General features: G+C 68.5%; 18 protein-coding genes. 12 read left to right on the top strand and 6 right to left on the bottom strand.

The genetic code is table 11. The annotated features are described in order from the left end of the window. Positions 1-4 precede the first annotated feature (4 nt). The 4 genes from RS883_RS05410 to RS883_RS05395 are packed head-to-tail and all read right to left on the bottom strand — an operon-like array spanning position 5 to position 1936. Complete coding sequence (locus tag RS883_RS05410; RefSeq protein ID WP_315763487.1) at positions 5-307, bottom strand: proton-translocating transhydrogenase family protein; 303 nt, start codon at positions 305-307, stop codon at positions 5-7. Then, the gene (locus RS883_RS05405; protein WP_315763485.1) at positions 307-678 is read right to left on the bottom strand and encodes a PH domain-containing protein; all 372 of its coding nucleotides are present in this window, start codon (positions 676-678) and stop codon (positions 307-309) included. The genes RS883_RS05410 and RS883_RS05405 overlap by 1 nt, the downstream gene beginning before the upstream one ends. Then, complete coding sequence (locus RS883_RS05400; RefSeq protein ID WP_315763482.1) at positions 678-1805, bottom strand: NAD(P) transhydrogenase subunit alpha; 1128 nt, start codon at positions 1803-1805, stop codon at positions 678-680. Before RS883_RS05400 ends, RS883_RS05405 begins: the two co-directional genes overlap by 1 nt. Before the next feature lie 5 nt (positions 1806-1810). After that, entirely contained in the window at positions 1811-1936 is a 126-nt protein-coding gene (locus RS883_RS05395; RefSeq protein ID WP_315763479.1) for an aa3-type cytochrome c oxidase subunit IV, read from the bottom strand. A 152-nt stretch (positions 1937-2088) separates the two neighbouring features. Here RS883_RS05395 and RS883_RS05390 point away from each other — a divergent pair, with 152 nt between their 5' ends. Genes RS883_RS05390 through RS883_RS05380 form a run of 3 tightly spaced genes read left to right on the top strand, consistent with a single transcriptional unit; the run spans position 2089 to position 5891 of the window. Beyond that, positions 2089-3507 carry a sigma-54 dependent transcriptional regulator gene (locus RS883_RS05390; protein WP_315763476.1) on the top strand — a complete coding sequence of 473 codons (1419 nt, stop codon included), beginning with the start codon at positions 2089-2091 and terminating at the stop codon, positions 3505-3507. A 48-nt stretch (positions 3508-3555) separates the two neighbouring features. After that, entirely contained in the window at positions 3556-4875 is a 1320-nt protein-coding gene (locus RS883_RS05385) for an alginate export family protein (protein ID WP_315763474.1), read from the top strand. A 17-nt stretch (positions 4876-4892) separates the two neighbouring features. Then, positions 4893-5891 (top strand): LacI family DNA-binding transcriptional regulator, encoded by a 999-nt coding sequence (locus tag RS883_RS05380; RefSeq protein WP_315763471.1) that lies wholly within the window; start codon positions 4893-4895, stop codon positions 5889-5891. A gap of 127 nt (positions 5892-6018) precedes the next feature. Here the strand turns inward: RS883_RS05380 and RS883_RS05375 are convergent, their stop codons facing one another. Together RS883_RS05375 and uxaC are read right to left on the bottom strand one after the other, a co-directional pair. Then, positions 6019-7395: a mannitol dehydrogenase family protein gene (locus tag RS883_RS05375; RefSeq protein ID WP_315763469.1), complete on the bottom strand. Its 1377-nt coding sequence runs from the start codon at positions 7393-7395 to the stop codon at positions 6019-6021. Next, entirely contained in the window at positions 7392-8813 is a 1422-nt protein-coding gene (gene uxaC, locus RS883_RS05370) for a glucuronate isomerase (protein WP_315763467.1), read from the bottom strand. Before uxaC ends, RS883_RS05375 begins: the two co-directional genes overlap by 4 nt. Before the next feature lie 89 nt (positions 8814-8902). Here uxaC and RS883_RS05365 point away from each other — a divergent pair, with 89 nt between their 5' ends. The 9 genes from RS883_RS05365 (at position 8903) to RS883_RS05325 (ending at position 19015) form a co-directional block, all read left to right on the top strand. Continuing rightward, complete coding sequence (locus RS883_RS05365; protein WP_315763465.1) at positions 8903-9907, top strand: sugar kinase; 1005 nt, start codon at positions 8903-8905, stop codon at positions 9905-9907. A 238-nt stretch (positions 9908-10145) separates the two neighbouring features. After that, complete coding sequence (locus RS883_RS05360; RefSeq protein ID WP_315763462.1) at positions 10146-10931, top strand: succinate dehydrogenase iron-sulfur subunit; 786 nt, start codon at positions 10146-10148, stop codon at positions 10929-10931. Positions 10932-11065: 134 nt separating this feature from the next. Then, a complete protein-coding gene (locus tag RS883_RS05355) occupies positions 11066-11515 on the top strand; it encodes a PaaI family thioesterase (RefSeq protein ID WP_315763459.1) in 450 nt (149 codons plus the stop codon). Continuing rightward, on the top strand, positions 11512-12630 hold the full coding sequence (gene zapE / locus RS883_RS05350) for a cell division protein ZapE (protein WP_315763456.1): 1119 nt from the start codon (positions 11512-11514) through the stop codon (positions 12628-12630). Before RS883_RS05355 ends, zapE begins: the two co-directional genes overlap by 4 nt. Further along, a complete protein-coding gene (locus RS883_RS05345; protein ID WP_315763454.1) occupies positions 12627-13445 on the top strand; it encodes a shikimate 5-dehydrogenase in 819 nt (272 codons plus the stop codon). Before zapE ends, RS883_RS05345 begins: the two co-directional genes overlap by 4 nt. 145 nt (positions 13446-13590) lie before the next feature. After that, complete coding sequence (mdh, locus tag RS883_RS05340) at positions 13591-14553, top strand: malate dehydrogenase (RefSeq protein WP_315763452.1); 963 nt, start codon at positions 13591-13593, stop codon at positions 14551-14553. Positions 14554-14614: 61 nt separating this feature from the next. Continuing rightward, positions 14615-14908 carry a GIY-YIG nuclease family protein gene (locus RS883_RS05335; protein WP_315763450.1) on the top strand — a complete coding sequence of 98 codons (294 nt, stop codon included), beginning with the start codon at positions 14615-14617 and terminating at the stop codon, positions 14906-14908. A gap of 54 nt (positions 14909-14962) precedes the next feature. Further along, positions 14963-15847 carry a succinate--CoA ligase subunit alpha gene (sucD, locus tag RS883_RS05330; protein ID WP_315763447.1) on the top strand — a complete coding sequence of 295 codons (885 nt, stop codon included), beginning with the start codon at positions 14963-14965 and terminating at the stop codon, positions 15845-15847. A gap of 198 nt (positions 15848-16045) precedes the next feature. Next, positions 16046-19015, top strand: coding sequence for a 2-oxoglutarate dehydrogenase E1 component (locus RS883_RS05325; protein ID WP_315763445.1), 2970 nt, complete (start codon positions 16046-16048; stop codon positions 19013-19015). Positions 19016-19039: the final 24 nt, after the last annotated feature.

Here is a 19039-nt window from a genome sequence, read left to right as displayed (position 1 = left end):
GATCCTAGTGCTTGGCCGGCGTGACCGGCCGCTCCTTCTTCTTGTACATCGCCAGCATCCGCTGCGTGACCGCAAAGCCGCCGAAGATGTTGATGCTCGCCAGCACGACCGCCAGCAGCCCCAGCCACTTCGACACCGCGAACCCCGCCGCCGCGCTCGCCACCAGCGCGCCGACGATGATGACCGAGGAAATCGCGTTGGTGACCGCCATCAGCGGCGTGTGCAGCGCCGGTGTCACCGACCACACGACATAATAGCCGACGAAACACGCCATCACGAAGATCGACAGGATCGAAACGAAGTCCATCAGCGGCCCCCTGCCAGAATATGCCGTGCCAGCACCTGCTGCACGCCGACGATGTTGGCGCTTGCCGCCACCTTGACCTCGAGCGGCTCGTCGCTGCCGGAGACCCAGACGGTCAGGTCGGCGTCCATGTCGAACGTGCCCGCCCGCTCGATCGCCCAGCGGGTGATCGACTTGTACGGGATGCTCTCGATCTCGACCTTGCGGCCCGTCAGGCCCTGCACGTTGACCGTGCACAGCCGATGGTTGGTGAGGAAGACCAGGTCGCGCATCGTCTTGAACGCGATCAGCACCCGCTCGCCCTCGATCAGCACCGGGGCATAGTCGCGTGCGACCGTCTCCGGCTTGACCTCGGTGGCGTTGAACAGCCCCATCAGGCGGCGCCGGTCAGCCGCGGATGGATCACCTGCCCGCCCTGCGTCAGCCGGATTGCGTCGCCGATCTCGGCGTCGAGCACGGGGCGGCCGGCTTCCTTGTCCCAGAAGGCGGAGAGGAAGTTGAACAGGTTGCGGGCGAACAGTGCCGATGCGTCGGCGGCAAGGCGCGAGGGCACGTTGCGGTGGCCGACGATCTTGACGCCGTGGCGCAGCACCACTTCGCCCGGCACGGCGCCCTCGACATTGCCGCCCTGCTCGACCGCCAGGTCGACGATGACGCTGCCCGGGCGCATCGACGCGACCTGCGCGTCGCTGATGAGCCGCGGCGCGGGCCGGCCGGGGATCAGCGCGGTGGTGATGACGATGTCCTGCTTGGCGATGTGCGAGGACACGAGCTCGGCTTGCGCGGCCTTGTACTCGTCGCTCATCTCGGTGGCATAGCCGCCGGTGCCCTCGCCCTCGATGCCCTTCACCGCCTCGACGAAAATCGGCTTGGCGCCCAGCGACAGGATCTGCTCCTTGGTCGCGGCGCGAACGTCGGTCGCCGACACCTGCGCCCCCAGCCGCCGCGCGGTGGCGATCGCCTGGAGCCCGGCGACGCCGACCCCCATGACGAAGACGCGCGCGGCGCTGACGGTGCCCGCCGCGGTCATCATCATCGGGAAGGCGCGGCCATATTCGGCCGCGGCGTCCAGCACCGCCTTGTACCCCGACAGGTTCGATTGCGACGACAGGATGTCCATCGACTGCGCACGGGTGATGCGCGGCATGAACTCCATCGCCAGCGCCTCCAGCCCCGCCGCGGCATAGGCGTCGATGCGCGCGCGGTCGCCGAACGGATTGAGGCCGGCGACGACCCAGGCACCCGGTGCGGCCCCGGCGAGCGCGGCGGGATCGGGCCCCTGCACGCCCAGCACGATGTCGGCACCCGCGATGGTCGCGGCACGCTCGCCGACCGTCCCGCCCGCCTCGGCAAAGGCGGCGTCGGCGATCGATGCGGGCCCGCCCGCCCCGGCCTCGACCGCGACGGTCGCGCCGAGCGCCGCGAACTTCTTCACCGTCTCCGGCGTCGCCGCCACACGGGCTTCACCGGGGGCAGTTTCGCGCAGGACGGCTATTTTCATGGGGGCTAGCTGGCGATCAGCGCGACGACGACCGCCGCGACGATGGCGACGATGATCGATCCGACCTTCACCATCCGCATGAAGCCCGAATAGGTGTCTTCGCGCAGCGGCGTTTCGGTGTGCTCGGCCATTCTCGTCCTCGTTCAATCGATCGTTGCCAACCCTTAGCCAGCGCGCGCCCGTATCGGCAAGGGGCCGCGGCACGCACGCGCTTAAGCGCAGCTTTACGCTTCGTCGGTATCGGTGGTGTCCACAAGCGGGACGACGGGGACAAACGCGCGCAATGACACGCAACGGACAGCGGCTCCTGATGCTGATCGACGACGAGCCGGCTCAACGGCGGTTGATCGGCGCCATCGCCTCGCGCCGCGGATGGCGCACGGTGTATGCCGGCGATCACGAAACCGCGCTGGCGATGCTGGGCACGCAGGACGGCATGGCGCTCGACGCGATCGTGCTCGACCATTGGGCGCCCGATTGCGACGCGAGCGGGCTCATTGCCGAGCTTCGCCGCAATCGCCCGTCGCTCCCCATCCTGATGCTCACCGCCAACGGATCGGTGGCGAGCGCCGTCGACGCGATGCGCGCGGGCGCGACCGATTTCCTCACCAAGCCGCTGGCCGCCGAACGGCTGCTATCGGCGCTGGAGGCCGCGGTCGCGGGCAAGGCGGCGGGCGAGCTTCGCCCGCTCACCGAGAAACTGTCGATGCCGCTCGCCTTTGACGAGATCGTCGGCTCCGCCCCGCAGTTCCGCGCCGCGCTCGCGATCGCGGCCAAGGCGGCGCGCGCACGCATCCCCGTCCTGATCGAGGGCGAAAGCGGCGTCGGCAAGGAAGTGGTGGCCGAAGCGATCCACGCCGCCTCTCCGCGCGCCAAGAAGCCGCTGGTTCGCGTCAATTGCGGCGCGATCCCCGGCAACCTCGTCGAATCCGAGCTGTTCGGGCACGAGAAGGGCGCCTTCACGGGCGCATTCGAGCGCAAGATCGGCCGCTTCCAGGAGGCGGATGGCGGCACGCTGTTCCTCGACGAAATCGGCGAGATGCCATTGGAGGCGCAGGTCAAGCTGCTGCGCGTGCTCCAGTCGGGCGAACTCCAGCCGCTCGGCGCGCGCCATGTCCGCGAGGTCGACGTCCGCGTCGTCGCCGCGACCAACAAGACGCTGGCCGAGGAGGTCGAGGCCGGCCGCTTCCGCGAGGACCTCTATTACCGGCTCAACGTCGTCCAGGTAACGATCCCGCCCTTGCGCGACCGGCCCGGCGACGTCGCGCCGCTCGCCCGCCATCTGCTCGCGCGGATTGCCGAGCAGCCGGGCCTCCGCCCGCTCGGCATCACCGACGACGCGCTGGCACTCCTTTCCGGCTATGATTGGCCGGGCAATGTCCGCCAGCTCCAGAACGCGCTGTTCCGCGCGGCAGTGCTGTGCGACGGCGACGCGCTGACCCGCAGCGACTTTCCGCAGATCGCGCACATGGCCGCGTCCGGGTCGGCGACCGTGCAGGGTCCGGTGCCCTCGGGCGGCGTCACGCTGTTTCGCGCCGACGGCAACCTGCGCGCGCTGGAGGAGATCGAGGCCGACGTCATCCGCCTCGCCATCGGTCATTATCGCGGCCGCATGACGGAGGTCGCACGGCGGCTCGGCATCGGCCGCTCCACCCTCTATCGCAAGCTCGGCGAACTCGGCATCGACCAGTCCGCCGCCTGAAAATTTGCTGGCTTGGCAAGCGGCCGGCGGCGTGCTTGGCCGCCAGGCATGAGGGGCATTCTGATATTCGCGCTGGCGACCGCTGCCGCGCCCGTACTCGCGCAGGACGAGCGCCAGGAGGGCGTGGCGGCAAGCGGCAGCGTCCGCCTCCGCTACGAGGCGCTCGACGGCCAGCTTCGCCCCGGCTTCAACGTCGCCGAGGATGTCGCGAGCATCCGCAGCACCATCCGCCTCGACTACAAGGCCGGCGACTTTCACGCGACCGGCGAGATCTATGACAGCCGCGTCACCCTGGACGACGCGCACTCGCCGATCACCACGGGTGAGGTCAACACGATCGAGCCGGTGCAGGCGTTCGTCGGCGCCGACTTCGACGTGTTCGGTACCAAGGCGACGCTGGATGTCGGGCGGATGACGCTCAACATCGCGTCACGCCGGCTGGTCGCCGCCGACGATTATCGCAACACCACCAACGGCTATACCGGCGCGCGCCTGACCTTTGCGAGCCCGTCCGGCTGGGATGGCACATTGATCTACGTCCTCCCGCAGACGCGATTGCCCGACGACGAGCGGCTGCGGCGCGACGTGGTCGTGCTCGACCGGGAGAGCTTCGACATCGTCCTGTGGGGCGGGACGGCGATGCGCCGCCGCGCGATCGGCACGTTCGCGATCGAGGCGAGCTATTATCATCTCGGCGAACGCGACCGTCCCGATCTCACCACCCGCGACCGCTCGCTCGACACCTATGGCGGCCGCCTGATCCGCGAAGCTGCGAGCGGCAAATGGGACCTGGAGGTGGAGGGCTATGTGCAGACCGGCCGGGTCAGCGCCTCGACCGCATCGACCGCGCCCGAGCTCAAGGTCGGCGCCTGGTTCCTCCACGCCGACGCCGGCTACAGCTTTGCCGGCGGATGGAAGCCGCGTGTCGCGATCGACTTCGACGTGGCGAGCGGGGACCGGACGGGCGGGCGCTATGGCCGCTTCGACACGCTGTTCGGGATGCGCCGCGCCGACTACACGCCGGGCGGCATCTTCTCGGCGATCGGCCGCGCCAACATCGTCACGCCGGGCCTCCGCGTCGAGGCGACGCCCGACAAGTGCACCGACCTGCTCCTGAGCATCCGCCCGATGTGGCTGGAGAGCGCGAGCGACAGCTTCTCCACCTCGACGCTTCGCGATCCGCGCGGCGAGAGCGGTCGCTATGCCGGCACCTATGTCGACACGCGGCTGCGCTACTGGCTGGTGCCCAAGCGGCTTCGTTACGAGTTCGACGGCGTCCTCGTCACCCAGGGTCGCTTTCTGGAGGCACAGGCGCCGAAGGACGGCCCAACGCTCTATCTCTCCTCCAACCTGACGGCGACGTTCTGATCGGCTAGGCGAGCCTCATGAACGATCCCACCATCCACGACGTCGCCGCGCGCGCGGGCGTGTCGATCCGCACCGTGTCGCGCGTGCTCAACGACTCGCCAAAGGTGAATGGCGAGACGCGCGACCGGATCGAGGCGGCGATCGCGGCGATGGGCTTCGTGCCCAGCCTGCGCGCACGCGCGCTGGCGACGGGTCGGTCGTTCCTGATCGGGCTGGTCCATGACGATCCCAACGCGCTGGTGCTCGACGCCGTGCAGCGCGGCATCGTCGCCGCCTGCGCCGCGCGTGGGTACGAGATGGTGGTGCACCCGGCGCAGGGGTCGGGCGCGGCGCTGATCGACGACATCGCCCGCTTCGCGCGCCGGTCGCGCGTCGACGGCATCTTCGTCCTGCCGCCGGTATGCGAGGCAGCGGGCCTGGCCGCACGGCTGACGGTGCCGGCGATCGCGCTGGCGGCGGCGCGGATCGACGGCTTCGCCTCGATGCTGGTGTCCGACGAGCGCGCCGCCGCGGGCGAGGTCGCGCGGCATCTGCTGTCGCTCGGGCATCGGCGGATCGCGTTCATCGCAGGCCCCAAGGGACTGCTCTCGGCGAGCGAGCGGCAGGCGGGGTTCGCCGAAGCGCTCGCGGCAGGTGGCGTACCGCTCGACCCCGGCCTGATCGTGCCCGGCGACTATGGCTTCCCCGCGGGCGTCGCAGCGGGCGAGGCGCTGCTGGCGCTGCCCGAGCCGCCGAGCGCGATCTTCGCGTCCAACGACGTGATGGCGGCGGGCGTGCTCAAGGTCGCGGCGCGGCGCGGGGTGGCGGTGCCGGGCGCGCTGTCGGTCGTCGGGTTCGACGGCAGCGCACTCGCGACGATGCTGACGCCGGCGCTCACTACCGTCGCGCGCCCGCTCGCCGACATGGCGTCGCGCGCGGCGACGCGGCTAATCGATCAGGTCGAAGGGAAAGCGGCCGGCGGCGACCTGGCGGCGACGTTGACGCTTCAACTGGGTGAATCGACGGGGCCAGCCTAAGATCCTCCCCCGGAGGGGGAGGGGGACCATGCGAAGCATGGTGGAGGGGTATTGGCCACGTCGCCCGCCCTCGCGATCCACCCCTCCGTCAGGCCGATGGCCTGCCACCTCCCCTTCCAGGGGAGGATCAGGGCAGCTCGCCCTCCTTGACCTGCATCACCGCCTCGATGAACCGAGCATCGTCGCTCAGTTCCCCAAAAACCTCGCGCACGGCCAGCACGTCGCGAGCGTCGCGCCCCACCAGCCGCTCGGCGAGCGGATCGGACACGCCCTCCCCGCGGACCAGGAACCGCAGCCACGCCGCGACCGGGACCGCCAGCCGCTCGATCGGCCGCCCCGCCGCCATCGCCTCGCGGAGCGGCGCGAGAATGCGATAGGGAAGCTTCTGCGAACCGTCGGCGGCGATCTGGATCAGCCGGTGGTGGATCGCCGGATTGGCGAAGCGGTCGAGGATCGTCGTGACATAGGCGCCGACATCCAGCCCCGCGGGCGCGGTCAGCGACGCTGCCAGATCCTGACGCATCAGCCGCTCGACAAAGGCGGCGAGCGGCGCGTCGCGCATCGCCTCGGCCACCGTCGTCGCGCCGCGCGCCAGTCCCAGGTAGGCGAGCGTCGAATGCGCGCCGTTGAGGAGCCTCAGCTTGGCAAGCTCATAGCCGCGCACGTCATGCGTCAGCGTCACGCCGGCTGCGGCGAAGTCGGGCCGTTCGCCCGAGGCGAAATCGTCCTCGATCACCCATTGCCAGAACGGCTCGCGCTGGATCGGCCAGGCGTCTTCGATGCCGAGCGCGGCGATCTCGGCGCGGAGCGCATCGTCGGTCGCGGGCGTGATCGAATCGACCATCGCGTTGGGGAAACGCACCTCGCCCTCGATCCAGCGCGCCAGATCGGGGTCGCGCGTCGCCGCCAGCGCCCGCACCGCCGCGCCCAGCTTGGCGCCGTTATCGGCGAGGTTGTCGCAGGACAGGACGCTCAAGCCCCCCGCCCCGCCCGCCCGCCGCGCGGCGAGGCCGGCGACGAGCCAGCCGGCCAGCGACTCCGGCGCGCCGTCGCCCGCCCGGTCGTGGGCGATCGCCGGATGGTCGAAGTCGAGCGTGCCGTCGGGCGCGTAGCAATAGCCCTTCTCCGTCACCGTCGCGCTGACGATCCGCGTGTGAGGCGACGCGACGGCCGCCACGATCGCCGCCCCCTCGTCCGCGGTCAGCACGCGCGCGATCGAGCCGATCACCCGCACCCGCCGCTCTGCCCCGAGCAACGCCAGCGTATAGAGCCCGTCCTGCGGATTGAGCGCGTCGGCCACACCGCGCGAATTGAGGCTGACGCCGACCACGCCCCAGCGCGGATCGCCGGCGTTGAGGCTGTCATAGACCGGCGCCTGATGCGCGCGGTGGAACGCCCCCAGGCCGAAATGGACGATGCCGGTCCGCATCGTCGCACGATCGTACCCCGGCCGCTCGACCGACGCGGGAAGTCCGCCCAGCGCCGCGTTCGACAGCCGCGTCATGCCGGCTCACCCAGCTTGTACGCGCGCCGCACCAGCCCGACCGTCAGTTCCTGCGCGAGCTCGGCCGCCTCCCAGTCGGCCAGCCGGCCTTCGGCGACCAGCCGCGCGAGGAACGCGCAATCGACCCGCCGCGCGACGTCGTGCCGCGCCGGGATCGACAGGAAGGCGCGCGTATCGTCATTGAACCCGACCGTGTTGTAGAAGCCCGCCGTCTCCGTCGTCATCTCGCGGAAGCGGCGCATCCCCTCGGGACTGTCGTGAAACCACCAGGCCGGTCCGAGCTTGAGGCAAGGATAATGGCCGGCAAGCGGCGCCAGCTCGCGCGCATAGGTCGATTCGTCGAGCGTGAAGAGGATGATCGTCAGGTCGCGCTCGGACCCGACCACGTCGAGCATCGGCTTCAGTTCGGACACGAAGCCCGCCCGCATCGGGATGTCGGCGCCCTTGTCACGGCCGTGGCTCGCGAACAAAGCGGCATTGTGGTTGCGGAACGAGCCCGGGTGGATCTGCATCACCATCCCGTCTTCGACGCTCATCCGCGCCATTTCGGTCAGCATCTGTGCGCGGAACAGCTCGGCATCGGCGGCGTCGAAGCGCCGCGAGACGATGCGGTCGAACAGCGCCTCGGCCTCCGCCGTCGAGAGGTTCGCGGTACGCGCGCTGGCATGGCCGTGGTCGGTCGCGGTCGCGCCCATCGCACGGAAATCGGCGCGGCGGCGGCGATGCGCGGCGAGATAGCCATCCCAGCGCATCACGTCCTCGCCCGTCAGCGATCCGAACCGCTCCAGCGCGGCGGCAAAGCCCTCATGCTCGGCATCGATCACCGCATCGGGTCGATAGGTGGTGACGACCCGGCCCTGCCATCCCGACGCGCGGATCGCGCGGTGGTGGTCGAGCGGATCGTCGGCACCTTCGGTCGTCGCCAGGAACTCGATCCCGAACCGCTCGAACAGCGCGCGCGGGCGAAAGCCCGGCGTCGCCAGCGCATCGTTGATCGTGTCGAAATAGAGGTCGGCGCTCGCCGGCTCGAACGCCACATCGATCCCGAACACCTCGGCGAAGACATGATCCAGCCACAGCCGCGACGGCGTGCCGCGGAACAGGTGGTAGTGATCGGCAAGCGTCCGCCACGCCTCGCGCGGGTCGGTCGCGGGGGCGCCCTCCCGGCTCCGCACGCCCAGCGCCTCCAGCGGCACGCCCTGCGAATAGAGCATCCGAAACAGATAATGGTCGGGCGCGAGCAGCAGCTCGGTCGCATTGGCAAAGGGTTCGTCGCTCGCGAACCAGGCGGGATCGGTGTGGCCGTGCGGGCTGACGATCGGCAGCCCCTTCACCTCGGCATAGAGCGCGCGGGCAATGTCGCGGCTGCGCGGCTCGGCGGGGAACAGCCGATCGGGATCGAGCGTGAGGGGGCGCATGGGTCTCTCCTTTACCCATCGCCTAGCGACTTGTGCCAGCGCTGGCAACGGACTAGCGACAGGCAACGAGGCGGCGTAGGAGAGCGCACATGACCGGTCCCATCGTCTGCTTCGGCGAGCTCCTGCTCCGTCTATCCGCCCCCGGCCGCGAGCTGCTGATGCAATCGCCGCGGCTCGACATCGTCGTCGGCGGGGCGGAGGCGAACGTCGCGGTCGGACTCGCGTCGCTAGACCATCCGACCCGGCTGGTGAGCGTCGTCCCCGACAATCCGCTCGGCCGCGGCGCGGTGGCGGCGATCCGCGCGGGCGGCGTCGATTGCTCGACGGTGAGCAGCGCGCCGGGGCGGATGGGGCTCTACTTCCTCTCGCCGGGCGCGGGCGTGCGCGCGGCCGACATTGTCTATGACCGCGCCGCCTCGGCATTCGCGCTGGCCGAGGCGTTCGACTGGCCGGGATTGCTGAAGGGCGCGGCGCGGCTGCACCTCTCGGGCATCACCCCCGCGCTCGGTCCGGTAAGCGCGCGCGCCGCGTTGGCGGCAGCGCGGGCCGCGCGCGATCTCGGCATTCCCGTCTCGTTCGACGGCAACTACCGCGCCCGCCTGTGGGAAGCGTGGGACAGCGATCCGCGCGCGATCCTGACCGAGCTGGTCGGCCAGGCCGACCTGTTCTTCGGCAATCACCGCGACATCGCGCTGCTGACCGGCGCCAGCTTTTCGGGCGACGGTCCGGAGCGGCGGCGCGAGGCGGCGGGGGCGGCGTTCGCGGCCTTTCCCAACCTCACCCACATCGCCTCGACCGCGCGCCACGTGGTCGATGCCGACCACCACCGCCTCGCCGCGCGCCTCGACACGCCCGACGCCGCCTATCAGACCGAGGAGGTGGCGATCACCGGCATCGTCGACCGGATCGGCGGCGGCGACGCGTTCGCGGCGGGCATCCTCCACGGGCTGCATGCTGGGCTCGACCCTCAGGCCACGGTCGAGGCCGGCCTCGCGCTCGCCGCGCTCAAGCACACGCTGCCCGGCGACGCGTCACGCTTTCGCCGCGACGATATCGAGGCGTTCCTGGCCGGGACCCGCGACGTCCGGCGATAGAACAATTCAAGCAATCTGACCGTCACCCCGGACTTGATCCGGGGTCCCGCTCCTTTTTAGCGGCAGAAGAAGCGGGACCCCGGATCAAGTCCGGGGTGACGCAAGATAAGGGACGTCAAGGCTACCGCGGCCCTCGGTCCGGGTTGCAATGCAGCACGGGTCCTGTATCGGCTTTGGTCGGCCTTGAAGGCAGCGCCCGCGGCGCTACCTCGGCAGGCATCTGGTATCGAGAGCGATCATGGCGACCTTCACCCTTCCCAAGAACAGCGTCATCAAGAAGGAAGGCCACGTCCACCGTGCGCCCGAGGGTGCCAAGCGGATCAAGCGCTTCAAGATCTATCGCTACGATCCCGACTCGGGCGCCAATCCGCGCTACGACACGTTCGAGATCGACCTCGACGATTGCGGTCCGATGGTGCTCGATGCGCTCATCAAGATGAAGTCGGAGCAGGACCCCGGCCTCACCTTCCGCCGGTCGTGCCGCGAGGGGATTTGCGGCTCCTGCTCGATGAACATCGCGGGCAAGAACGGTCTCGCCTGCACCACCGCGATCGAGGATATCAAGGGCGACATCCGCATCACGCCCTTGCCGCACATGGACGTCATCAAGGATCTCGTCCCCGACTTCACGCACTTCTATGCGCAATACGCCTCGATCAAGCCGTGGCTGCAGACGGTGACGCCGCCGCCCGCGGGCAAGGAGCGGCTCCAGAGCCCCGAGGATCGCGCGAAGCTCGACGGCCTATACGAGTGCATCCTGTGCGCCTGCTGCTCGACCAGCTGCCCCAGCTATTGGTGGAACGCCGACAAGTTCCTGGGCCCCGCGATCCTGCTCCAGGCGTATCGCTGGCTCGCCGACAGCCGCGACGAGATGACGGGCGAGCGCCTCGACGATCTCGAGGATCCGTTCCGCCTCTATCGCTGCCACACGATCATGAACTGCGCGAACGTCTGCCCCAAGGGTCTGAACCCGGCCAAGGCGATCGCCGAGATCAAGAAGATGGAAGTCGAGCGGATCGTCTGATCCTCCGCTCGCACCATCCTTCGATACGCCGTTTCGACTTCGCTCAACGGCTACTCAGGACGAACGGGTGGGAAGGCTAACCGTTCGTCCTGAGTAGCGACTGAGCCTGGCGAAGGCGCGTATCGAAGGACCTGATGACCGCCCCCTTCCGCTTCTTCCCCGATCCCGACCTGCCCGGCTGGCATCGTTGGGAGCTGACCGACCCGACGCGCTACAACGCCTTTCTCGCGCCGCTGTCGGTCCGCGCGGAGGATAGGGGCCGCGCCCGCGTGCGGATGGTGCCGCAGCGCATCCACTCGAACATCCGCGACCATGTCCATGGCGGCGTGCTGCTCGGCTTCATGGACGTCGCCGTGTTCGCCGCCGGCCGGGTGTTCGGCATCGTCAACGAGGGCGGCGCCTCGACCGTCGACCTGTCTGCGCAGTTTATTGCCGGCGCCGACGCCGCGCGCCCGATCGAGGCGGAGGTCGAGCTGCTGCGCGAGACCGGCCGCCTGTTCTTCGTGCGCGGGCTGATCGTGCAGGATGGCACGACCTGCGCCAGCTTCACCGCCACCGCGCGCAAGCCCGGTTCGCCGACATGACCGCCGTCCTCGACGCCTATCGCGCGCTCGTCGCTGGCGGTGAACTTCGCGCCGACGCCGACCAGGAGGCCGCCGCCCGCCGCCTCGACACGCTCGCCGCGGAGTTGGAGCAGGTGCCGAGGCGCGGCAGCGTGCTCTGGAAGATGCTCGGCCGCGCGCCCGCCCCGCCGCAGGGCGTATACCTGTGGGGCGGCGTCGGGCGCGGCAAGTCGATGCTGATGGACCTGTTCTTCGAGAACGTCGCCGTCCACCGCAAGCGCCGCGTCCACTTTCACGCCTTCATGATCGAGGTCCATGCCCGCCTCCACAAGGAGCGCGCCAAGGAAAGCGGCGATCCGATCCTGCCGGTGGCGGAGGCGATGGTGGGCGAGACGCGCCTGCTCGCCTTCGACGAGATGGTCATCAACAACTCGGCCGACGCGATGATCCTGTCGCGGCTGTTCACCGCGATGATGAGCCATGGCCTGACCGTCGTCGCGACCTCGAACCGCGTGCCCGAGGACCTCTACAAGGACGGGCTCAATCGCGAGCATTTCCTCCCCTTTATCGCGCTGATCCGCGAGAAGATGGACGTCCTGTCCTTAAACGGCCCCGTCGATTACCGCCGCGACCGCCTGGGCAGCATGGAGACGTGGCTCGTCCCCAACGGCGCGGAAGCGACGGCGAAGCTTTCCGAGGCGTTCTTCCGGCTCACCGACTTCGCCGTCGAGGATCGCGACCACGTTCCGACCTGCGACCTCGACCTCGGCGGGCGGAGCCTGCATGTGCCGAAGTGCCTGAAGGGCGTCGCGGTGTTCAGCTTCAAGCGGTTGTGCGGCGAGCCCCGCGGCGCGCCCGATTATCTCGCGATCGCGCGGCGCTTCCACACTGTCATCCTCGTCGGCATTCCTAGGCTCGGTCCCGACAACCGCAACGAGGCGGCGCGCTTCGTCACGCTGATCGACGCGCTGTACGAGCACAAGGTCAAGCTGCTTGCCGCCGCCGACGCGGTGCCGGAGCATCTGTACGAAAAGGGTGACGGCGCGTTCGAGTTCGAGCGGACGGTCAGCCGCCTCAACGAAATGCGCTCCGACGCGTATCTGGCGCTCGGCCATGGCGAGGGGGAACAGGGATGACCGCACGCATCAACCGCGACACCCGGCTGTGCATCTCACTGTCCGCGCGGCCGGGCAATTTCGGCACGCGTTTCCAGAACCACCTCTATGAGGCGCTCGGCCTCGACTATGTCTACAAGGCGTTCTCGACGACTGATATCGAGGGGGCGGTGCGCGGGATCCGCGCGCTCGGCATCCGCGGCTGCGCGGTGTCGATGCCGTTCAAGGAAGCGGTGATCCCGCTGATCGACGAACTCGATCCCTCGGCGGCGTCGATCGGCGCGGTCAACACCATCGTCAACGACGACGGCCGGCTCACCGGCTACAACACCGACTATCTTGCCGTCGTCCAGTTGATGCAGCGGCATCAGGTGCCCACCGAAACGCGCTGGGCCCTGGCGGGCGCGGGCGGGATGGCGAAGGCGGTGGCCTCGGCGCTGGTCGACTATGGCTATACGAACGGCACGATTATCGCGCGCAACGAGCCCAAGCGGCGCGAACTCGCCGACCGGCTCGGCATCGCGCATGCCGAGGTGGCGCCCGCGGGCATCGCGATGCTCGTCAACGCCACGCCGATCGGCATGGCCGGCGGCGCGGAGGCGGACGCCCTGCCCTTCTCGTCCGAGGCAATCGACGCCGCGGAGATCGTCTTCGACGTCGTCGCGATCCCGCCCGAGACGCCGCTGATCCGGATGGCTCAAAACAAGGGCAAGCGCGTTATCACCGGCGACGCCGTGCTCGTGCTGCAAGGGCGCGAGCAGTTCGTCCTCTATACCGGCGTCCAGCCCGACGAAGCGATCGTCGACGCGGCAGCAAGGGTCGCGCTCGCGCCTTAATGCACTTGCGAACCATTCGCAAAGATAGTTGAGCCCCGGGGTCGAAAGGCGGTTGTGGCATCGGGCCAAAAGGCCTAAGTCGCCCCCGTTCTCGCGGGTGCCCGTGTGTGCGCCCGCCTTCTCGGGTTCCGTCTAGGGAGGATCCATGGCTCGCAAGAAGATCGCGCTGATCGGCGCCGGTAACATCGGCGGCACGCTCGCGCACCTCGCCGCGCTCAAGGGGCTTGGCGACATCGTGCTGTTCGACGTGGTCGAGGGCGTGCCGCAGGGCAAGGCGCTGGACCTCAGCCAGTGCGGCCCGGTCGAGGGCTTCGACGCGACCATCATCGGCACCAACGATTACAAGGACATCGCCGGCGCCGACGTCATCATCGTCACCGCCGGTGTCGCCCGCAAGCCGGGCATGAGCCGCGACGACCTGCTCGGCATCAACCTCAAGGTCATGAAGGCCGTGGGCGAGGGCATCGCCGCCAACGCCCCCGACGCGTTCGTGATCTGCATCACCAACCCGCTCGACGCGATGGTGTGGGCGCTGCGTGAATTCTCCGGCCTGCCGCACAACAAGGTCGTCGGCATGGCCGGCGTGCTCGACTCGGCACGCTTCAGCCACTTCCTCGCCGACGAGTTCAAGGTGTCGGTGAAGGACGTGAACAGCTTCGTGCTGGGCGGCCACGGCGACACGATGGTCCCCGTCCTCGAATATTCGACCGTCAGCGGCATCCCCGTCAGCGACCTGATCGCGATGGGCTTCTCGACGCAGGAGCGCATCGACGCGATCGTCCAGCGCACGCGCTCGGGCGGCGGCGAGATTGTCGCGCTCCTGAAGACCGGCTCGGCCTATTACGCGCCGGCGACCAGCGGCATCGCGATGGCCGAGGCGTATCTCTTCGACAAGAAGCGCGTCCTTCCGGCCGCGGCGCACCTGACTGGCCAGTACGGCGTTGACGACCTCTATGTCGGCGTCCCCGTCGTGATCGGTGCCGGCGGCGTCGAGAAGGTCATCGAGATCAACCTGACCGAAGAGGCCAAGCAGAACCTCACCGTCTCGGTCGACGCGGTCAAGGAACTGCTGGTCGCGTGCAAGGGGATCGATAGCAGCCTGAACTGATTGGCGACATACGCAACCACCCCGGCGAAGGCCGGGGTCCAGTGGAACGGCTGGACCATCGATGACTGCGGCCTTTGTCTACATCATGGCCAGTCACCGCAACGGCACGATCTACTTGGGCTCGACGATCGATTTGGTGCGCCGTGTTTGGGAGCATCGTAGCAACGTCGTCGAAGGGTTTACCAAACGCTATGGCTGTCACCAGCTGGTTTGGTTCGAAGTGCATGATTGCTGGGAAAGTGCGCGGCTTCGCGAACGACGCATGAAGGAATGGAAACGCGATTGGAAGTTGCGTGAGATCGAGAGGCTCAATCCCGGATGGGAAGACCTCTACGAACGGATCGCACAACCATGAACGTCTCGCCAACTGGACCCCGGCCTTCGCCGGGGTGGTAGGATCGGAGAAACGATGAGCATCCTCGTCGACAAGAACACCAAGGTCATCGTCCAGGGCATGACCGGCGCCACCGGCACGTTCCATACCGAGCAGGCGCTCGCGTACGGCACGCAGATGGTTGGCGGCGTGACGCCCGGTAAGGGCGGATCGCAGCATATCGGCCTTCCCGTGTTCGACACCGTCGGCGAGGCGGTCGACGCGACCGGCGCGACGGCCAGCGTCGTCTATGTGCCCCCCGCCTTCGCCGCGGACTCCATCCTCGAGGCGATCGATGCCGAAGTGCCGCTGATCGTCGCGATCACGGAGGGCATTCCGGTGCTCGACATGGTCAAGGTCAAGCGCGCGCTGTCGGGTTCGAAGTCGCGGCTGATCGGCCCGAACTGCCCCGGCGTGCTGACGCCCGGCGAGTGCAAGATCGGCATCATGCCGGGCTCGATCTTCTCCAAGGGGTCGGTCGGCGTGGTCAGCCGCTCGGGCACGCTCACCTATGAGGCGGTGTTCCAGACGACCAATGCGGGCCTGGGCCAGACCACCGCGGTCGGCATCGGCGGCGATCCGGTCAACGGCACCAACTTCATCGACGTGCTGGAGCTGTTCCTCGCCGACGAGGCGACCCAGTCGATCATCATGATCGGCGAGATCGGCGGCGACGCCGAGGAGCAGGCCGCACAGTTCCTGATCGACGAGGCCAAGCGTGGCCGCAAGAAGCCGATGGCCGGCTTCATCGCGGGCCGCACGGCGCCTCCGGGCCGCCGCATGGGCCATGCCGGCGCGATCGTCTCGGGCGGCAAGGGCGATGCCGAGAGCAAGATCGCGGCGATGGAAGCGGCCGGGATCAAGGTCTCGGCCAGCCCCAGCCTTCTCGGCGAGACGCTGGTCGAGGTTCTGAAGGGTTGATTGTCATCCTCTCCCCTTGCGGGAGAGGATACGAAGCCTTGGCGGCTTGCCGCCTAGGCGAAGTTGGAGAGGGGTAGCGAGCCGCAGGCTCGCGCGCTTTCCCCGAAAGCGCTTACCCCTCACCCAGCTACGACTAAGGCCTTGCAGGCCTAAGTCTGCGCAACCCTCTCCCGCAAGGGGAGAGGGAGGAGATGGTAAATGGGTTACGAAGGTCAGGATTTCGCGGATGTCGCCGGCGGCGTGAGCCCCGCGTTCATCGACACGCTCTATGCCCGCTACAAGGCCGATCCGGGTTCGGTCGAGCCGGGCTGGCGGACCTTCTTCGACGGGCTCGAAAATGTCGTGACCGGCCCCAGCTGGGCGCGCAAGAACTGGCCGCTCAGCGACACCGACGCGCTCACCGCAGCGCTCGACCCGACGCAGATGGAGCCCGCGCCCAAGCCCGCCAAGGGTGGTGGCGCCGCGCCTGCGCCCAAGGCTGCGCCCGCCCCCTCGACCGCCGACATCCAGCGCGCCGCGCAGGATTCGATTCGCGCGATGATGCTGATCCGCACCTATCGCGTGCGCGGGCACCTAGCCGCCAATCTCGACCCGCTCGGCCTCTCCAAGCGCGAGATGCCCGAGGATCTCAAGACCGAGCATCACGGCTTCAGCGACAGCGAGATCGACCGCCCCGTCTATCTCGGCGGCTCGCTCGGCTTCGAGACCGCGACGATCCGCCAGGTCGTCGACACGCTGCGCAAGAATTACTGCGGCAATGTCGGCCTCGAATACATGCACATCGCCGATGTCGAGGAGCGTCGCTTCCTCCAGGAGCGGATGGAAGGCAAGGACAAGGAGATCGACTTCACGCCCAACGGCAAGAAGGCGATCCTGTCCAAGGTCATCGAGGCCGAGCAGTGGGAGAAGTTCCTGGGCCGCAAGTACGTCGGCACCAAGCGCTTCGGCCTGGACGGCGGCGAGTCGATGATCCCCGCGCTCGAAGCCGTCATCAAGTACGGCGGCCAGCTCGGCGTTCGCGAGATCGTCTATGGCATGGCGCATCGCGGCCGCCTCAACGTGCTGGCCAACGTGCTCGCCAAGCCGACGCGCGTGATCTTCCACGAATTTGCCGGCGGCTCGGCCAACCCCGACGACATCGGCGGCTCGGGCGACGTCAAATATCACCTCGGCACCTCGACCGACCGTGAATTCGACGGGATCAACGTCCACATGTCGCTGGTCGCCAACCCCAGCCACCTGGAGGCGGTGAATCCCGTCGTCCTCGGCAAGGTGCGTGCGCAGCAGACCTTCCGCCAGGATCTGGGCAAGCACGAGCAGGTGCTGCCCGTCCTGATCCACGGCGACGCGGCGTTCGCGGGCCAGGGCATCGTCTGGGAGTGCCTCGGCTTCTCGGGCATCCGCGGGTACAACACCGGGGGCTGCGTCCACTTCGTCATCAACAACCAGATCGGCTTCACGACGAGCCCTCAATTCGCGCGCTCCTCGCCCTATCCGTCGGACGTCGCCAAGGGCGTCCAGGCGCCGATCCTGCACGTCAACGGCGACGATCCCGAGGCGGTGACCTTCGCGTGCAAGGTCGCGACCGAGTTCCGCCAGACCTTCAAGCGCGACGTCGTCATCGACATGTGGTGCTATCGCCGCTTCGGCCACAACGAGGGTGACGAGCCGAGCTTCACCCAGCCGATCATGTACAAGGCGATCCGCCAGCATCCGCCGGTCAGCGAGATCTATGCCAAGCGCCTGGTCGCCGAGGGCGTGGTCGACGACGGCTTCGTCAAGGCCCGCACCGACGAGATCACCCAGTCGCTTGAAGAATCGTTCGAGAGCGCCAAGGGCTACAAGCCCAACAAGGCGGACTGGTTCGCCGGCCGCTGGTCAGGCCTCCATGCCCCCGTCGATGCCGAGACCACGCGTCGCAGCGTCGATACCGGCATCGAGCAGAAGCTGTTCGACTCGCTCGGCCGCACGCTGACCGAGGCGCCCGAGGGCTATGAGCTCCACAAGACGCTCGGCCGCGTGCTCGATGCCAAGCGCGAGATGTTCCGCTCGGGCACCGGCTTCGACTGGGCGACCGGCGAGGCACTGGCGTTCGGCTCGCTCCTGTCGGAAGGCTATGGCGTCCGCCTGTCGGGCCAGGATTCGGGTCGCGGCACCTTCAGCCAGCGTCACGCCGTCTGGGTCGACCAGAATGACGAGCGCCGCTACATTCCGCTCAGCGAGATCCCGCACGGCCGGTTCGAGGTGCTCGACAGCCCGCTGTCCGAATATGGCGTGCTCGGCTTCGAGTACGGGTTCGCGCTTGCCGATCCCAAGACCTTGGTGCTCTGGGAAGCGCAGTTCGGCGACTTCGCCAACGGCGCGCAGATCATGATCGACCAGTTCATCGCCTCGGGCGAAGCCAAGTGGCTGCGCGCCAACGGCCTCGTCCTGCTGCTGCCGCACGGCTATGAAGGCCAGGGGCCGGAGCATTCGTCGGCGCGCCTGGAGCGGTTCCTCCAGCTCTGCGCGCAGGACAATATGCAGGTCGCCAACTGCACCACGCCGGCCAACTACTTCCACCTGCTGCGCCGGCAGATGCACCGCAACTTCCGCAAGCCTTTGGTCGTGTTCACGCCCAAGTCGCTGCTCCGCCACAAGATGGCGGTGTCGAAGGCAGAGGATTTCCTCGGCACCAGCCACTTCCAGCGCCTGCTCTCCGACCCTTCGGCACCCGCCGACGACGTGACGAAGCGCGTCGTGCTTTGCTCGGGCAAGGTCGCCTACGACCTGATCGAGGCGCGCGATGCGGCCGGCGACGCGGCCACGCAGATCATCCGTGTCGAGCAGATCTATCCCTTCCCCGGCGATCCGCTCGCCGAGCGGCTGCGGCGCATGCCGCAGCTCGAGGATGTGGTCTGGGCGCAGGAAGAGCCGAAGAACAACGGCTCGTGGTTCTTCGTCGAGCCGATGATCGAGGAGGCGCTCGCCGCTGCTGAGGCCCCGGTCAGGCGCGCGCGTTATGCCGGCCGTGCGGCCTCCGCCTCCCCCGCCACCGGGCTGATGAAGCGGCACCAGACCGAGCAGGGCGCGCTCGTCGCCGACGCGCTCGGCCACAGCGTGCGCGAGGAAATCCGCCGCACCCGCGAGACCCAAGACAAGCGTACGACCGGCAAGGCCGCGTCGTGATCGAAGCCTGAGATAAGGACCCTC

Origin of the sequence: Sphingomonas sp. Y38-1Y (assembly GCF_032391395.1) — a bacterium.
In the GTDB taxonomy this organism is placed as follows: domain Bacteria; phylum Pseudomonadota; class Alphaproteobacteria; order Sphingomonadales; family Sphingomonadaceae; genus Sphingomonas.
The sequence above is the reverse complement of the archived record's forward strand: the minus strand, read 5'-3'. Positions and strand labels throughout refer to the sequence as shown.

Bases quoted from the DNA above. Each gene is read 5' to 3' on its own strand.
- RS883_RS05410 (WP_315763487.1), bottom strand. From the start codon at position 307: ATGGACTTCGTTTCGATCCTGTCGATCTTCGTGATGGCGTGTTTCGTC.
- RS883_RS05405 (WP_315763485.1), bottom strand. From the start codon at position 678: ATGGGGCTGTTCAACGCCACCGAGGTCAAGCCGGAGACGGTCGCACGC.
- RS883_RS05400 (WP_315763482.1), bottom strand. From the start codon at position 1,805: ATGAAAATAGCCGTCCTGCGCGAAACTGCCCCCGGTGAAGCCCGTGTG.
- RS883_RS05395 (WP_315763479.1), bottom strand. From the start codon at position 1,936: ATGGCCGAGCACACCGAAACGCCGCTGCGCGAAGACACCTATTCGGGC.
- RS883_RS05390 (WP_315763476.1), top strand. From the start codon at position 2,089: ATGACACGCAACGGACAGCGGCTCCTGATGCTGATCGACGACGAGCCG.
- RS883_RS05385 (WP_315763474.1), top strand. From the start codon at position 3,556: ATGAGGGGCATTCTGATATTCGCGCTGGCGACCGCTGCCGCGCCCGTA.
- RS883_RS05380 (WP_315763471.1), top strand. From the start codon at position 4,893: ATGAACGATCCCACCATCCACGACGTCGCCGCGCGCGCGGGCGTGTCG.
- RS883_RS05375 (WP_315763469.1), bottom strand. From the start codon at position 7,395: ATGACGCGGCTGTCGAACGCGGCGCTGGGCGGACTTCCCGCGTCGGTC.
- uxaC (WP_315763467.1), bottom strand. From the start codon at position 8,813: ATGCGCCCCCTCACGCTCGATCCCGATCGGCTGTTCCCCGCCGAGCCG.
- RS883_RS05365 (WP_315763465.1), top strand. From the start codon at position 8,903: ATGACCGGTCCCATCGTCTGCTTCGGCGAGCTCCTGCTCCGTCTATCC.
- RS883_RS05360 (WP_315763462.1), top strand. From the start codon at position 10,146: ATGGCGACCTTCACCCTTCCCAAGAACAGCGTCATCAAGAAGGAAGGC.
- RS883_RS05355 (WP_315763459.1), top strand. From the start codon at position 11,066: ATGACCGCCCCCTTCCGCTTCTTCCCCGATCCCGACCTGCCCGGCTGG.
- zapE (WP_315763456.1), top strand. From the start codon at position 11,512: ATGACCGCCGTCCTCGACGCCTATCGCGCGCTCGTCGCTGGCGGTGAA.
- RS883_RS05345 (WP_315763454.1), top strand. From the start codon at position 12,627: ATGACCGCACGCATCAACCGCGACACCCGGCTGTGCATCTCACTGTCC.
- mdh (WP_315763452.1), top strand. From the start codon at position 13,591: ATGGCTCGCAAGAAGATCGCGCTGATCGGCGCCGGTAACATCGGCGGC.
- RS883_RS05335 (WP_315763450.1), top strand. From the start codon at position 14,615: ATGACTGCGGCCTTTGTCTACATCATGGCCAGTCACCGCAACGGCACG.
- sucD (WP_315763447.1), top strand. From the start codon at position 14,963: ATGAGCATCCTCGTCGACAAGAACACCAAGGTCATCGTCCAGGGCATG.
- RS883_RS05325 (WP_315763445.1), top strand. From the start codon at position 16,046: ATGGGTTACGAAGGTCAGGATTTCGCGGATGTCGCCGGCGGCGTGAGC.